This window comes from Streptomyces sp. NPDC037290 (assembly GCF_055603245.1).
In genome coordinates, this window is sequence record NZ_JBVJVZ010000018.1 from 27418 (window position 1) to 41595 (window position 14178).

The following is a 14178-nucleotide window of genomic DNA, read 5'->3' on the forward strand; positions in this document are numbered from 1 at the left end:
CGTGCGCGGTCAGGAACCGGGCCACCTCGGCGCCGCAGGCGCCGGTTCCCTCGATCCCGACCGCCAGGATCTCGCCCTGTGACTTCAGGCGAAGTCCTTTGCGTGGTCGCGGGCCCACTGCGCGAAGCTGTGGCCGGGCCGGCCCAGCACGCGCTGCGCGGTCGGTGTACAGGGGGACCCACCGGTCACGGCCAGGGAAAGGAACTGCAAGATCGCCTCGATGGTTGCTGGGTCGGAAAGGCGGCCGTAGTGCTCGCGGGCCTGGGCCGGGGAAAGTTCCGTGATACGCAGTGTCCTGCCGATCGCCTGCCCGATCTGTTCCACCTGGCGGCGCTGCGAGATCAGTTCGGGTCCTGTCAGTACGGCCGCGCTCGGTGGGGCGGTCGCCACCGCGTCCTCGGCGCCGACACCCAGTGCCGTGACCGCGACGGCGGCCACGTCGCGTTCGTGGACCGGTGCCGTGACGGCGTCGGGGTGGACCAGCCGTACCGTGCCGCTCGACCTGATCGACTCCGCCCAGCGCAGGCTGTTACTGGCCAGGACCAGGGGCCGCACCGGCGTCCAGGGCAGGCCAGCGGCTGACAGCGCGTCCTCGACGGCACGGTGCTCCTGGGCGATGGCGTTGTGCTTCATGCCCGGCAGCAGAACACTGCCGGAGGAGAGCAGCACGACGCGTTCAAGGCCCGCCTCGGCGGCCACCGCGGCAAAGCCTTCGGCGCTGGCTGGCGGGGCGTAGAGAAACACCCGGCGCACGCCGTCGAGTGCGGGGCGCAACGTATGGAGCCGGGTGAGGTCGGCGGTCACGACCTCGGCCGCGGCCGGCAGGTCGGTTCCAGTCCGCGGGTCGCGCACCGAGGCACGTACTGGTTCGCCGACAGCGAGCAGCTGGTCGACGACATGGCGACCGACGCCACCTCGGGCTCCGATGACCAGAGTGGTCATGATGTGCTTCCTCTCGCAAGATCGGTCCCGGCGAGGGTGGGCACAGGCATGTCGGCGATCCGCGAGACGGCCACGAGCCGGTTTCATCCGGCTGACGTGCAACGCGGTGCCACAGGGCGCTCAACCTCGACCGGATGCGTCCGGTCCTTGCGCCTCAGAGCCACCGCAGTGACGGGCGAAGCGTTCCGACGCCGCACTTCGCCTACCGGAACCGTAGCACTGCCCGCGCCGCGAGCATGGCCCCACGGCGAACTGAGCGGCTATGTCTCCCCTCGGTGTACCGCTTGCTGATCTTCCACGTCTCGGCCTTGGCGCTGCCGCGGGCAGCCAGGCCGCGCGCCGGGTGTGCAGCACGACGTGGTCGCTGCGGAGCTGAAGGGTGCGCTGCTCGCTCCAGCCGGCGTAGCGGTACTCGCCGTCGGCGACGGGCACCGGCGGCGTAGCGGTGCTCCCCGGCCTGAAGGACGGACCCGTCACCGCGCTCGGCGAGCCGGACGGCCGTGCTGGGGCCTCCAGCGGGGTGTCGTGGCCGAAGTCCATGAACCCGGACGGCAGGGTCAGGGAAGTCGGCAGCGCGACGGGCGGCCGCTGTGCGGTGGTGGGCTGCCGGTTGAACAGCACGTCGGCGTCGGCGAGCTCCTCCTGCCACGGTTCGGGGAAGAGTCCGGCGAGCTCGCGGGTGAGCAGCGTGTCGATGACCGCGTGGACGCGCCGGACGGGCCCGGTGTTGCGCACCACGTGCTCGCGGGAGAAGTCGCCGTACCAGAAGGTGCCGGGCTGCCACCGGTGTTCGGTTCCGTCGAGGACGAGGACCGCGCCGGGGTGGGTGACGATCGGGATGTGCAGGCGCACCATGCCCCGCTCCAGGGCGTCCTTGGGGTCGCAGTGCGGCGGGAGGCGGCGGGGCCGGGCCGCCGGGGTCGGTACGGGTGGGGTCGCCGCCGGGGCTGCGCAGCGGCAGGACGCGCCAGTCGGTCGGCCTGTCCGGGCCGATGCGGCCGGCGGTGTAGTGGGTGCGCTGGCGCTGCCACTCGTGTTCGGAGCAGCACCAGGCGGCTGGTCAAGGGCGGGTGGCGATGATGGCTTCAGTTCGTACGACTTCGGGGGCGAAACTCCCGACCAGCGGCCGTTCTTTCACGCGACGTTGCTCGACACCTCGAAGCGTGAAGAACGGCCGCCCCTGCTGTCTCAGGAAGATCGCTCAGACCTGCAATCTCATTGCGACGACCTAACCCGTGCCACCTTCAAAGCGGGTGAAGACGATATCTCCTTCTCGCAAAACCGCGAGGTCACCCACTTCTCGCTCGAGAAGAGCCGGGTCTGGTCGGCGTAGTGCGAGGAGTTCGGGTTCGAGGACTGGGAGTACGTGAGGAGCGTACGTGCCTCTGGGCAGCCAGTGCCGTTCCAGCCGACGGCCTGAATGTACGAGGACCCGTACGTGACCTCCCAGTAGCCGCCGCTCGCCGGGCTCCACGTCCGCTCGATCTTGTTCCACACGCCGAGGGTCTCGGTGCCGCCGGGTACCGGGAGGCGCTCGCCGTTGCGTACCACGAACTGGTTGTCGCCGAGCTTTGCGTCCAGAGCGATCCCCGTCGCCCGTAGTTCCGCCACGGTGTCAGCAAGCGCGATGGCGAAAGCGGGATTTTCCGTGTTAAGTGTGTTGGGCGTACGCACCGGGTCCGCTGCTGAGAACGGCACCTTCCACAGAGTGGCGGCGGGAAGTGCACTCAGCCTTTGCCAGAAGCGGTCGAAGAGCAGGGCGCCTCGGCTGTCGGTGTTCATGGTGTGGTCCCACGCATGGAGGACGGCGCAGGCCTGGCTGACGTCAACAGCAGTGCCGTTGCTCGTGGTGGCGGTGCCGCCTGGAAGCGCCGCGCAGGCGTGGGCCACGTCGGCCGAGGCGAGGTCCCCAGCCGGCACACGGTTGGCAAACTGCTGCTGTTGCAGGTCCCGTATGGTCAGTCCGCCGTTCCGAGCCATCCCCGAGACGTCCTCGATCGCGCCGCGGGTGCGCATGAGGCGCGGGGTGTCGATGTCGCCGAAGATTCGCTGGTACCCGCGCAGAGGCTGCGCCGTGTTGGCGAGCCAGGCGCTGTCGTTGGAGTTCTCCACGTACGGCGCGTCCTTCAGTGTGGGCATCCTCGCCGGCCCGAAGACGCCCGGCTGGATGGCGTCGGGGTCGCTGCCGAGTGCGCAGTCGCCGCGCGAACCGTCCAGGATCGCAAGCCCTGAGGCCGGATAGGTGGTCTTGCCGAGTGGCGTCGAACAGCGGGCGGCCAACTCGTCGGTGATTCGGGGGAGCACCTGCGACTGAGTGAAAAGGGAGTGTCCCGAGGAGTCGGCGGCGATGGTGTTCACCCAGGGCAGGCCCTGATGTTGTTCCAGGGACTTCAGGATGCCCGCCGTGTTGCGGGCTTTGCCGAAACCGAGTGAGGTGTCGGCGAAGCGGAAGTTCTCCGCGTTGGGGTCGCTCAGTGCGTATGCCGTCGTGGTCGTCCAGGGCAGTGGCAGCTGGCTGCCGAGGGAGCCGATGACTGGTCCGTAGCGCGTCCACCACTGGGTGCGGGTCACCGGCGCGCCATCCTTGACGGCGACGGTAACGGTCCGCCTCGTCATCCGTTCCGGTCTGCCATCCACCAGAAAGGTGGTCGGGTCGGTGGGGTCCAGTGTCAGCCGGTAGAGGTTGAGCGGTGTGCCGGTCGCGACGGTGTGGCTCCACGCCACGTGGGCGTTGTAGCCGATGGAGATGGTGGGTGACCCTAGCAGCGAGACACCGGCGACGTTGAGTTCGCCGGGGATCGTCTGCTGCGACTGCCAGAAGCGGCGCCCGCCCTGCCACGGGTAGTGCGGGTTGCCCAGCAGCAGACCGCGGCCGTTTGCCGTGGTGTCGCCGCGGAACGCGACCGCGTTGGAGCCCATGTCGGGGGAGGTGAAGAGCTCCCTCGCCGCGCGGGCGGCGGTCTGTGCGTCGGGCGTAGTGCTCGTGGTAGCGGTTTCGGGTGGCGGCTGCGCGGAGGTGATGTCGTTCACGACCCGTCCCTGGCCGGCGAGGACCGTGAGGGCGTAGGTGCGGGCGGCTACGTCGAGGGTGGTGACCGGCCGCACCCAGGGGGCGTCCTTGCAAGCCGGGTCGGTGATCCGGTTCTGCCGCAACCAGGCGTTGTAGCCGGCTGCCCAGCCCCGCATCAGATCCTTGACCTGGCGGCTCGGGCCGCGTGGCGCCGGCTCGGCGAGCAGTCTCTCCACAGTGCCTGCCTTCCCCACGCCACGGAAGTACAGGTCGCTGGCGAGGTTGCTGGACGCTGCGGACAGCGAGGAGTCGGGGGTCCCGTCGGGGCCGAACCACTGGGAACGTTCGCCACGCAGGGTCACAACGCCGTTGGCGATCGTGCATACGTGGTCGGCGGCTTGCGCCCAGCCGGTACCGAAGCCCAGGTTCGCGTAGTCCTTCGCGACGATGTGCGGAATGCCGTATTCGGTGTAGCGGATGACGGCGGACAGACCGTCCTGCGCAGCGCGTTCCTGGCGGGCCGAGGTGTCGGCCACCGCCGGCGGTAACGACGCCGTGGCGGTGAACAGAGCCGCGGCCACGACGACGAGCCGCCTCAGGCGATTGCGCATCGTTTCTCCTGACTTGCCTGATGGAAGGGGTGATGAGGCGTCACCGCGAGCTCCTCCGACTGGATCGTGCGCGTGGTCGATACGGTTGGATCTCTTCCCGACGTGCACGGATGGTCGACGCCTATGTGGTGGCCGAGCGCTTCTTTCTCATGCGTTCGGCGGGACATGCCGTCTGGATCACGGCGGCCAGCGGCGGTCTGTCGCCGCTGGCCGCACCGCAGTCGCGATGTCGGCAGGGGTGTCGGCATCGAGTTTGAGCTCATCGAGCCAGGCAGCGGAGTCCGAGTGGTGGGCGCGGAAGGGGCGGCCGACGAGGGAGGGGTGGCGGGCCTGAAGCAGCCGAAGCTGGAAATACTTCCCGTGGTCGGTGTGCTCTATCCCGTCCACCACGACTTTCCCTGCGGTGGCGGACATGACCGGCCCGCGCACCGTGCGGGCAAGGCCGGGCAGTTCGCGATAGGCCGTACTGAAGATGTCGACCGCTCGGGTGAGCGGGACCTTGAAGTAGTCGTGAGGGCCGGTGTCGCGCTCCACGAAGAGGTAGTAGGGGACGACACCTGCCGACAGTTCAGCGCGCCACAGCCCGGTCCAGGTGCGGGGGTCGTCGTTGACCCGCGCGATCAGCGGCGCCTGGCCGTACACGAGGGCTCCGGTGGCCCGGACGCGGGCCAGGGCCCTGCGTACGAGGTCGGTTTCGAGTTCGCGGGGGTGGCTGAAGTGCGCCATCACGGCGAGGGTGCGTCCGGAGGCGACGATCTCCTCGAAGAGACGGAGCACGTCGTCGGCGTCCTTGTCGGTGGTGAAGCGCTGCGGCCAGTAAGCGAGTGACTTGGTGCCCACCCGCACCGTGCGGACGGAGTCCACGCCGAGCACCGGCATCACGTGGTGGCGCAGCCGGGTCGTAGACATCACCATCGGGTCCCCGCCGGTGACCAGTACGTCGCTGACGTCCGGATGGCGCCGCAGATAGGTGATCAGCTGATCGGGGCCGCGCGCGGCGAACCGTAGGTCGGTGTCACCGACGAACTGGGCCCAGCGGAAGCAGTAGGTGCAGTATGCGTGGCAGCTCTGCCCGTTCGCGGGGAAGTACAGGACGGTCTCGCGGTACTTGTGCTGGAGTCCGGCCAAAGGCGCGCCATCGAACCGGGGGACGTTGAGCTCTCTCTGCCCCGAGGGGTGCGGGTTGAGCCGAGCGCGTATGTCACGGACGGCGTCGGCGATCCGGGCCGTCGAGGCGCCTTCCTCAAGGAGCCCGGCCAGGAATCGCTCATCGTCGGCTGTGAGCATCCCGCGCTGCGGAAAGACCATCTGGAAGATGGGGTCTTCAGGGACATTCTGCCAGTCAACGAGCTGCGACAGTACGTATTCATTGACCCGGAACGGCAGCACCAGAGACAATCGGCGCAGCGACTCTCGGAACTCTTCCGGCAGCCCGTATTGGGCTGCTATTTCGTCAATCTGACGCGGGCCATAGGCACGGAATCTCACCGGGTGAACCGAATCGAGCGCGAGCGTCGACATATACGGATTTCCTTCGCCTTCATCATCGTGTACCAGCACGCACAGCCCCCGGTCTTCTCTGCGGAAGAGTCGGCGCGGTCGTCGTTTTCACACATAGGGCACACATATTGATCGCCGTTCAACCGTGGCACAGTTCAACTCCTCTTCGCAGCAACTCGCGCAGTATCGGCCAGGTTTCTCAGAACTCCTTCTCGCGCCCTGGACTTCGACCCCGAACGCGGTTTACCTTCGGACAGTGCCACGAAATGGAGAGGGGGATAATTCCTTGCCCGAGGCCGAGAAGAACGGCGAGAGCCCTTCCGGCCCGTCGCCCTGGACGCCGTGGGACCGGGCGGCACAACCCGAGGGCGGTCCAGCGCGGAAGCGGGTGACGGCTCTCCGGCTCAGGCAGGCGGGCCGCCCGATGCCCCTCGCGGTAATCGCCTGCGGTAGTCGGCCACCCGGCTCGCCCACCGTTCGGCCTCTGACTCGTCCGACCGACGCGGCGCCCCGATGACGTCCGCCCACTTCAGGCACCGCATTCTGGCCGGCTCGCACTTCTTCCCGCACGACCGGCCCGCCGACGTCCTCGCGGAGATCGCAGCCGAGGCGCACGCTCGGCTGGACGCCGCCGACAGCTGGACTCGCCGCACCCCAGCACACTCCGTGTCGACCGAGGGAGCCACACATATGACCGAAATCGCTGTCCGCACCGAGGGAGTTGTGAAGCGTTACGGCTCCCTCACCGCGGTCGACGGGCTGGATCTCACGGTTCCCTCCGGCATGTTCCTGGGGCTGCTCGGTCCGAACGGAGCGGGCAAGTCCACCACGATGCGGCTGCTCACCGGCCAGACGCGAGCTGATCACGGCACCGTAGAGATCTTCCGGCACCGGCTGCCGGAGGCTTCCCGCCGGGTACGGGCACTGACCGCGGTCGTCCCCCAACACGACGATCTCGACGCAGAGTTGACCGTGCGCGAGAATCTGGAGGTGTTCGTCAGGCTGACGGGGTTGCCCCGCCTGCGATACCGGCAGGCCGTGGAGGGGGCGTTGGCGGCAGTGTGCCTCAAAGACCGAGCGAGCACTCGTGTGGACCGGCTCTCCGGCGGTATGCGCAGACGGCTGTTGCTGGCGCGAGGCATCGTGAGCTCCCCGCGGCTGCTTCTGCTGGACGAACCCACCATCGGTCTCGACCCGCAGATCCGGCAGACGCTCTGGGACGTCATCGGCGAGCTGCGCGCGGCCGGCACGACCGTGGTGATGTCCACCCACTACATCGAAGAGGCCGAACGGCTCGCTGACGAAGTGGCCGTCATGTTCGCCGGCAGCCTGATCACCCGCGGCACGCCCTCGGCACTGCTGCACCGCCATGCCGGCGCCCAGGCCGCCGAGTACCGGGGCGATGCGCGTCGGCACGCCCAAGTCATCGAGGCCGCGGAGCGGGCCGGGCTGCCCAGCCGCCGTACCGGACTGTCCGTCTCCGTGCTGCGGGCGGAGACGATGCCGTGGAGGGTGCGCGAGGAGCTGGGCTCGCCCGACGTTGTGCGTCCCACCACTCTGGAAGACGTCTTCGTGGCCCTGACCGGCGAGTTGTTCGGCTGATACAGCTTCCCACCGCTGCTGAAAGGACCCACCGTGACCAGGGCCATTCCCGGATCTTCCGCACTGCCCGAGAACGACACCGGGGCGCACGACGTCGAGACGGACACCGTGCTCTGGCCGGTCATGCGGGCGGTGTGGCTGCGCGAGCTGCTGCTCTTCCGCCGTTACTGGCCGGCCGTCACCTTCGGCTCGCTGGTAGAGCCGCTGATCTACATAGCCGGTTTCGGGCTCGGGTTCCGCCGGCTGATCGGCTCCGCGAGCGGCCAGCCCTACCCCCAGTTCCTGAGCACCGGCATGATCGCCACCGCGGTCCTCTTCTCCTCGGTGTTCACCGGCATGTTCGAGACGTACAACCGGCGCCGGCACCAGAAGATATATGACGCGGTGCTGAGCCGGCCGGTGGACGTGTGGGAACTGGTCAGCGCCGAAGCCTCGTGGATCGCCGCCAAATCCGGTGTGTACGGGTCCGCTCCGCTGCTCGTGGCCCTCGCGGTGGGCCTGCCCCTGCGACCGGAACTGCTGCTCGTGCCGCCGGTCGCGTTGCTGGCGGGGCTCGGCTTTGCACTGTGCGGGATGTGGGTGTCCTGTCTCGTCCCGGCGGCCGACTGGCTGCGGCTCATCGCCTCGGGCGTCCTCACGCCCCTCGTCATGGCGGCGGGCGTGTTCTTTCCACTGGCTGGACTGCCCGGCTGGGCCCGCATCGCCGCCCTGGCCAACCCCATGTACCACTGCACCGAACTCGTACGGCACTGTTCCTTCGGTGCGCTGCACACCGGCGATACGGGGCACGCCGCGTTCCTGGTGGGTTTCTGCGCCGTCGCGTGGCGGCTGGCCGTCAGGGCCATGCGCCGCCGACTGCTGGACTGATCCCATCAGTTCCTGACCGCCTTGAAGCGCCCGACCTTGCCCAGCACGTCCTCGCTGTAGAGCCGAACCGCCTGTTGCACGGCGAACTCCGCCATGTAGGCGCGAAAGGCATCGGGCGGCTCCTCGGCATGATTCAGCATCCGCCGGTTGGTGACGACCGCCTGGCCGGTGAGCCGGTGCGCGCTCGCGTCGACCAGCGCGTCCAGCTCGCGTGGATCGGCCACTTCGTCGATGAACAGCCGCGCGTCTGGCTCGTTGGCCCAGATTCTGCGTCCCCACAGAATGAGCTGCCGTGAGGTGCGTGCACCCGCGAAGCGTCCCAGCCGGAAGTTGGCCACGCCGGGAACGATGCCCTCCTGGGCCGCCGGCAGGCTGACATAGGCGTCCTCCCCCGCCACCACCCGGTCGAAGGCGAGCAGGAGCTGCGCTCCCCCGCCGATGGCGAAGGTGTCGACCGCGGCAACCCAGGGTTTTTCCACGGTGCGGGTCAGCCAGGTTCGGTCGTGCTCCACCCGCACTCCCCTGACCAGCTTGTTGATGTAGCCGAGTTCCCGTCGCAGCAGAAAGTCGACCAGGGAGATCCGGCCGGCCTGAAGACTCTTCAGATTGATCCCGGCGCTGAAGACCCGCCGGTTGAGATAGCGGGGGTGGCTCATGGGGCCGCCCCGCAGCACCCCCACGCGCACGCCGGGGTCCAGGAGAGCGAGGTCCACCGCTGTCTCCATGTCCTCGACCTGGGCATCGTCCTCGGCGTTGAGGCAGTCGTCCCGGCACATCGTCAGATGGGCGATGTCATCGCGCCGTTCAAGAAGGACGGACCCCAGGTGGAGCTCACCCGCTCGTTCGAATGCCGGCAGCAGGTCCAGGGCCCGACGGGTCGGCCGTAGCATGGCATCGACCAGATGCGGGCCGGCGAGCGGGGAGCGCAGCAGGGCGCCGAAGAAGATGCCCTGATCGATCTCCCGGCCCTCCTTGGCGGCCTGCGCTCTGGCCCGTTCGATGCGACTCTGATCCGGGGTGGGGACCAGGCCAGGGAACTCCGCTGCCGCGGCGTCGGCCAGTTCTGGCAGTCGGTGCTCCACTGTGCGTCCCTGGGTGAGCCGGTCGTAGACGGCGTCGGCGTGAACTGCCATGAACCGGCTGCGCAGGGCGCGTACCGCATTTTTGCCGTCGCCCGCGAGTGCGTGCTCGGGCGGGGTGCGCCGCTCCGGGTCGGGGAGCTTGGCCAGCAGTTCGTCCGCCCGCGCCGCGGCCTCGGCGAGGGTCCGGCTCGCCCGGTGCAGATCGTCCGCGACCGGCTGCCCCGCGGCCCGTGTCAGATGTTCGACGGCTGCTGTGTTCACAGCGTCTCCTCCGTGTGTGTGCGACGCAGCAACCGGTCGCAGGCGGCGAGGTGACGGCCCAGCGCGTCTTCGAAGGCCACAGTTGACGCCTCGTGGAGCAGCCGCCGTCGGATGGCGAGCTCGCTTCCCTCGCGGGAGCCGACCACCTCGTGGGCACGCTGTGTCCCGCCCGGCACATCGTGAACGATTTCGTCAACGAGGCGCAGTTCCGCGGCTTCACGACCGAGGATCGCCGCCCCGAACAGGACGGACCGGCGCGCTTTTGCGACACCGATCTGTTGCACGAGCCGGTACAGCGCCATCCCGGGCCAGCTGTTCCCGCTGTGATCGCTCATCAGGAGCCGTAGGTCAGCCGTCGCCAGGCGGAAGTCCGTGGCGAGCAGAACATCCAAGGCCAGTCCGCCGCAGTCCCCCTCGGCGACCGCCACGGTGGCCGTGTTCAGGCGCTCCAGACGGCGCACGGCCCGCTCCCACTTGTTGACCGCCTGTACGTCGATGCGGGGCGGCCACGGCTGGCCGGGGGCGCCGGTGACATGCAGGATGACGGCGGCCGGCGTGGTGGTGTCCTCGGCCCGGTCGCACAGTGCGTGCAGTGCGGCGGCCGCCTCGGCCGAGGGCGGCAGTGCACCGTCCACCCGCAGCAGCGGTTGCGTATCGACGTCCATGGCCGTCTCGAGACCCGTTGTCGTCATGATCTCTCCGTTGTTCGTCACGAGTACGCCGCTACCAGCGCACCAGGGCGGTCTCGATGGTCGAGCCCGGGCCCATCGTCATCAGGACGCCGTGATCGCCCGGGCGGACCACGCCCTCGTCGAGCAAGCGCTGATAGGAGAAGAGAAAGGAACCGCTGGACAGGTTGCCGTAGTCGCGCAGCACAGCGGTGGTGTGGCGGACGTCATGGCGGGTCAGGCCGAGATTGACCATGACCGCGTCGATCACCTTCTTGCCGCCGGAGTGGATAAGCCAGTGCGCTATCCCGCTGCGGCGCAGCCCCGTACCCTCCAGCAGCCGGGTGACGACACGCTCCGCATGCGCGCCCACCACGTAGGGCACTTCAGGGTCGAGGAAGAAGGAGAACCTGTTCTGTGCGTCGTCCCAGTCGAAGCGCATCGCGTCCATGGCCTCGGGGATGATGACACTGGCGAACTTCAGGATGCGCGGCCCGGGCCGCGTCCTGGGGGCCTCACCCGAGACGGCAGCAATCGCCGCCGCGCCGTCACCGAAGAGGCTGTTCACCACCGAGGTGCGCATCGTACCGTCGAAGATATAGGCGGCGGAGCACGCCTCGGCGCAGACCATCACCGCGAGCTGACTGGGATTGGCCTGCGCCCAGCCGGAGAGCGAGTTGAGCGCGTTGAGGCCGGCGTTGCACCCCATGCCGACGATGTCGAGCCGCGAGCAGTGCAGGTCCATTCCCAGTTCCGCCAGCACCAGCGCGCTCAGGCCCGGTGTGAGGAAGCCGGTGGACGTCACGCAGCACAGATGGCGGATGTCACCCGGTACGGCACCTGCCTCCTTGAGGCAGTCGGACACGGCTCGTACGGCCATGTCCACGGCCTGCCGCCGGTGTTTGGCGAGCAGCTGGCCCTGCAGCTCCGGGACGCGCAGGCCGTCGTGGTCCTCGGGCGGCAGGGTCAGGTACCTGCGGTCGATGGCGCTGTTGAGGAAGACCGACCGGATGCGCGGGTCATCGATCCTGAAGGCGTCGAGCAGTTCGGACTGAGTGTACGACGTCGCGGGGACGGCGGTGCCGACCCCGACGACGCGTGGCCGCAGGGGGGATTCCGGGATCGCCGGACCGTGTGCGGTGGGTATCAATGTGCTGTCCGCCCTCTCTGCGCGGCAACGAAGGCCGCCAGCCGGTCCAGGCCCTCCTCGATTTCCTCGGGTCGCAGATGGCTGAAGGACAGCCGAATCTGCCGGCGCGGCCGCCCGTCCCCGTAGAAGTGGTGCATCGGTGTGAAGAGCACCCGGTAGGTGCGGGCGCAGTGTTCCAGCAGCCGGTCATCCGCCGTGAAGGGCAGGGTCAGACGCAGGAAGAAGCCTCCTTCGGGTGTGTTCCAGGACACCGGAGAGGCAGGCTCGCGCGGGAAGCGGGCCGCGAGCCCGTCCAGCATGTCGCGCAGGTTGTTCCGGTACACCTCGATCTCCCGGGTGTTGGCGGCGCGCATACTGCACCCGTGTTCCAGCAGTTTGCCGCCGATCATCGCCTGGGCCAGCGGGGAGGTGTTGACCGTGAGGACGCTCTTGATCTTCGCGAGTTCGTTTGCGAGCAACGTCGTACGGCCGGACGGCCCGTCCACCCTCTGGTCCGCAACGGCGAATCCGACCCGGGCTCCCGGGATTCCGGACTTGGCGTAGGACCCCAGCAAGACGACGCGGCGAGAGCGGTCCAGCGCCTTGAGGGTCGGCAGTTGCTCCGCGTTCCCGTGGAAGATCCCGTACGGGTTGTCCTCCAGGAGCAGGAAGTCGTGGCGCTCGGCCAGCCGCAGCAGGGCCAGGCGGGATTCCACAGTGAGACTGACGCCTGTGGGGTTGGCGAAGTCGGGCGTCAGATAGCAGGCGCGTGGCCTCAGTCCCTGTGCTCGGGCGCGGGCCACTGTGGCTTCCAGGTCGTCGAAGTCGACGCCGTCCGCGGTCGACCCGACCGGCAGCAGCTGCATGTCGGTCAACTGCGCCGCCCCGTACGCGCCCACGTAGGTGGGCGGTACGACCAGCAGGGCGTCCCGGTCCGTGCGGCGCAGGGCGCGCAGTGTCAGGTACAGCGCTTCCTGGCAGCCGACGGTCACCACGACGGCTTCGGGGTCCACGGTGATGCCCTCGTCCACCTGCAGGTTACGGGCGATCAGTTCGTGGATGATCCCTTTGGTCCGCCCGTACTGCAGAAGGGTGCGCCGAACCTGGGCCTCGTCGGCACCGGGCCCGGCGAGCAGGTACTTGCGGAAGGTGTCGAGGTAGCGGTGGACTGCATCGAGGTCGAAGAAACCCTCGTAGGGGCGGCCCGCCGCGAAGGAGATGGCGTCGGGGTAGCGATGGGCCACTTCGTTCAGGAAGTTCATGGATTCGCTGATGGGAGAGTCCAGCGAGCCGTGCAGGTCCAGCAGGTTCATCTCCGCCGTGTCGGGTGCGTTCAAGGCCGTCCCCCGGGCTGTGCCGGTGTGTCCTGCGTGCGCTTTTCGCTGCTCATGCGACGGGCCAGCGCTGCCACCGTGCGGTCCTCGAAGACGACCTTGACTTCTATGGTGACCCCGAAGGAGGCTCGCATGCGGTTTGTCAGCCGGATCGCCAGCAGTGAGTTGCCGCCCAGCTCGAAGAAATCCTCGTCGACCCCTACCTCGGCCACGTCCAGCACCTCGGCGAACAACCCGCACAGGAGCTCCTCGCCGGGTGTGCGGGCAGCCTGGGAGATGCCGGCGGTGGACAGTCCGTAGTCAGGCGCCGGGAGTGCTGCGCGGTCAAGAGTGCCCTTGTCGGTCAGCGGGATGCTGTCCAGGAAGACGAACTCCGACGGCACCATGTAGTCGGGCAGTTGACCGTTCAGGTACGCGCGGACCGCGGCGAGGTCGGGCGCAGTGTCGTCGTCGGGGACGAGGTAGCCGACCAGTGTGCGCTCGCCGGGCCGGTCCTCTCGGATGGCCACCGCTGCCTGCCGCACGCCGGGCGTGGACATCACGCTGGCCGCGACCTCGCACGGCGCGAACGCACGGCCGTTGATCTTCACCTTGCTCCGCCACCGGCTGGGGCCCAGCGGTGGCCGCACAGGCCGGCCGACGCCCAGGAGTTGGCCCAGTGCGGCCACGGTGGGGGCGCGGGACAGCTGGGCCGGGCGCATGTCGGTGTCAAGGTCGGCCGTGACCCGCCGTGCGAGCTCGGCCGCCTGCTTCTCGTTGCCGCCCAAGTCGAAGAAGTCGTCGTCGATGCCCACTTCGGGGCGGCCGAGGACTTCGGCGAACAGGGTGCACAAGGTCTGCTCGCCCGGTGTGCGGGCCGGGGTGACGGCAGCCGGGACAAAGTCGGGCGTGGGCATCCTGTGACGGCACAGCTTGCCGTTGGGCACGAGCGGAAAGGCCTCGAGCACCACCAGCGCGGACGGCACCATGTACTCGGGCAACCGGTCGCGGACGTGTGTCCTGACCGCAGCGGGGTCGACCCTCGCGCCGGGGAACGGCACCAGGTAGCCGACCAGCCGGGTGTCTCCCCGGCCGGCCACGCGAGCGTCCACGAAGGCCTGCCGTACGCCGGGAGCCCGTGTCAGCGCGGCCTCGACCGCGGCGGTATCGATGCGGAAACCGCGAATCTTCAC

The 14178-nt window shown here is 68.8% G+C and carries 11 protein-coding genes; 2 read left to right on the forward strand and 9 right to left on the reverse strand.

What is annotated here, in order from left to right; translation table 11 throughout:
• Window positions 1-84 precede the first annotated feature (84 nt).
• The 4 genes from ACZ7HQ_RS36650 to ACZ7HQ_RS36665 all read right to left on the reverse strand — a co-directional run bounded on the left by ACZ7HQ_RS36650 (window position 85) and on the right by ACZ7HQ_RS36665 (window position 6084).
• Window positions 85-942, reverse strand: a complete 858-nt coding sequence (locus ACZ7HQ_RS36650) for an SDR family oxidoreductase (protein WP_470999484.1) — start codon at window positions 940-942, stop codon at window positions 85-87.
• Between the two features lie 120 nt (window positions 943-1062).
• Window positions 1063-2031 carry an aspartyl/asparaginyl beta-hydroxylase domain-containing protein gene (locus tag ACZ7HQ_RS36655; RefSeq protein ID WP_470999638.1) on the reverse strand — a complete coding sequence of 323 codons (969 nt, stop codon included), beginning with the start codon at window positions 2029-2031 and terminating at the stop codon, window positions 1063-1065.
• Between the two features lie 126 nt (window positions 2032-2157).
• Window positions 2158-4563 (reverse strand): penicillin acylase family protein, encoded by a 2406-nt coding sequence (locus ACZ7HQ_RS36660; protein WP_470999486.1) that lies wholly within the window; start codon window positions 4561-4563, stop codon window positions 2158-2160.
• Window positions 4564-4740: 177 nt separating this feature from the next.
• The gene (locus tag ACZ7HQ_RS36665) at window positions 4741-6084 is read right to left on the reverse strand and encodes a KamA family radical SAM protein (RefSeq protein ID WP_470999488.1); all 1344 of its coding nucleotides are present in this window, start codon (window positions 6082-6084) and stop codon (window positions 4741-4743) included.
• Between the two features lie 492 nt (window positions 6085-6576).
• Here ACZ7HQ_RS36665 and ACZ7HQ_RS36670 point away from each other — a divergent pair, with 492 nt between their 5' ends.
• Together ACZ7HQ_RS36670 and ACZ7HQ_RS36675 are read left to right on the forward strand one after the other, a co-directional pair.
• On the forward strand, window positions 6577-7665 hold the full coding sequence (locus tag ACZ7HQ_RS36670) for an ABC transporter ATP-binding protein (RefSeq protein ID WP_470999489.1): 1089 nt from the start codon (window positions 6577-6579) through the stop codon (window positions 7663-7665).
• Between the two features lie 33 nt (window positions 7666-7698).
• Window positions 7699-8532: an ABC transporter permease gene (locus tag ACZ7HQ_RS36675; protein ID WP_470999491.1), complete on the forward strand. Its 834-nt coding sequence runs from the start codon at window positions 7699-7701 to the stop codon at window positions 8530-8532.
• Window positions 8533-8537: 5 nt separating this feature from the next.
• Here ACZ7HQ_RS36675 and dpgC read toward each other — a convergent pair whose 3' ends face one another.
• The 5 genes from dpgC to ACZ7HQ_RS36700 are packed head-to-tail and all read right to left on the reverse strand — an operon-like array spanning window position 8538 to window position 14178.
• On the reverse strand, window positions 8538-9815 hold the full coding sequence (gene dpgC / locus ACZ7HQ_RS36680; RefSeq protein WP_470999640.1) for a (3,5-dihydroxyphenyl)acetyl-CoA 1,2-dioxygenase DpgC: 1278 nt from the start codon (window positions 9813-9815) through the stop codon (window positions 8538-8540).
• A gap of 56 nt (window positions 9816-9871) precedes the next feature.
• On the reverse strand, window positions 9872-10567 hold the full coding sequence (gene dpgB / locus ACZ7HQ_RS36685; protein ID WP_470999493.1) for an enoyl-CoA-hydratase DpgB: 696 nt from the start codon (window positions 10565-10567) through the stop codon (window positions 9872-9874).
• 31 nt (window positions 10568-10598) lie between these two features.
• Complete coding sequence (gene dpgA, locus ACZ7HQ_RS36690; protein ID WP_470999496.1) at window positions 10599-11693, reverse strand: 3,5-dihydroxyphenylacetyl-CoA synthase DpgA; 1095 nt, start codon at window positions 11691-11693, stop codon at window positions 10599-10601.
• On the reverse strand, window positions 11690-12985 hold the full coding sequence (locus tag ACZ7HQ_RS36695) for an aminotransferase-like domain-containing protein (RefSeq protein WP_470999642.1): 1296 nt from the start codon (window positions 12983-12985) through the stop codon (window positions 11690-11692). The genes dpgA and ACZ7HQ_RS36695 overlap by 4 nt, the downstream gene beginning before the upstream one ends.
• A 20-nt stretch (window positions 12986-13005) precedes the next feature.
• On the reverse strand, window positions 13006-14178 hold the full coding sequence (locus ACZ7HQ_RS36700; protein ID WP_470999498.1) for a phosphopantetheine-binding protein: 1173 nt from the start codon (window positions 14176-14178) through the stop codon (window positions 13006-13008).

What these genes read in the sequence shown, in the direction of transcription:
- ACZ7HQ_RS36670 (WP_470999489.1), top strand. Translation starts at nt 6,577, where the DNA reads ATGACGTCCGCCCACTTCAGGCACCGCATTCTGGCCGGCTCGCACTTC.
- ACZ7HQ_RS36665 (WP_470999488.1), bottom strand. Translation starts at nt 6,084, where the DNA reads ATGTCGACGCTCGCGCTCGATTCGGTTCACCCGGTGAGATTCCGTGCC.
- ACZ7HQ_RS36695 (WP_470999642.1), bottom strand. Translation starts at nt 12,985, where the DNA reads ATGAACCTGCTGGACCTGCACGGCTCGCTGGACTCTCCCATCAGCGAA.
- dpgB (WP_470999493.1), bottom strand. Translation starts at nt 10,567, where the DNA reads ATGACGACAACGGGTCTCGAGACGGCCATGGACGTCGATACGCAACCG.
- ACZ7HQ_RS36650 (WP_470999484.1), bottom strand. Translation starts at nt 942, where the DNA reads ATGACCACTCTGGTCATCGGAGCCCGAGGTGGCGTCGGTCGCCATGTC.
- ACZ7HQ_RS36660 (WP_470999486.1), bottom strand. Translation starts at nt 4,563, where the DNA reads ATGCGCAATCGCCTGAGGCGGCTCGTCGTCGTGGCCGCGGCTCTGTTC.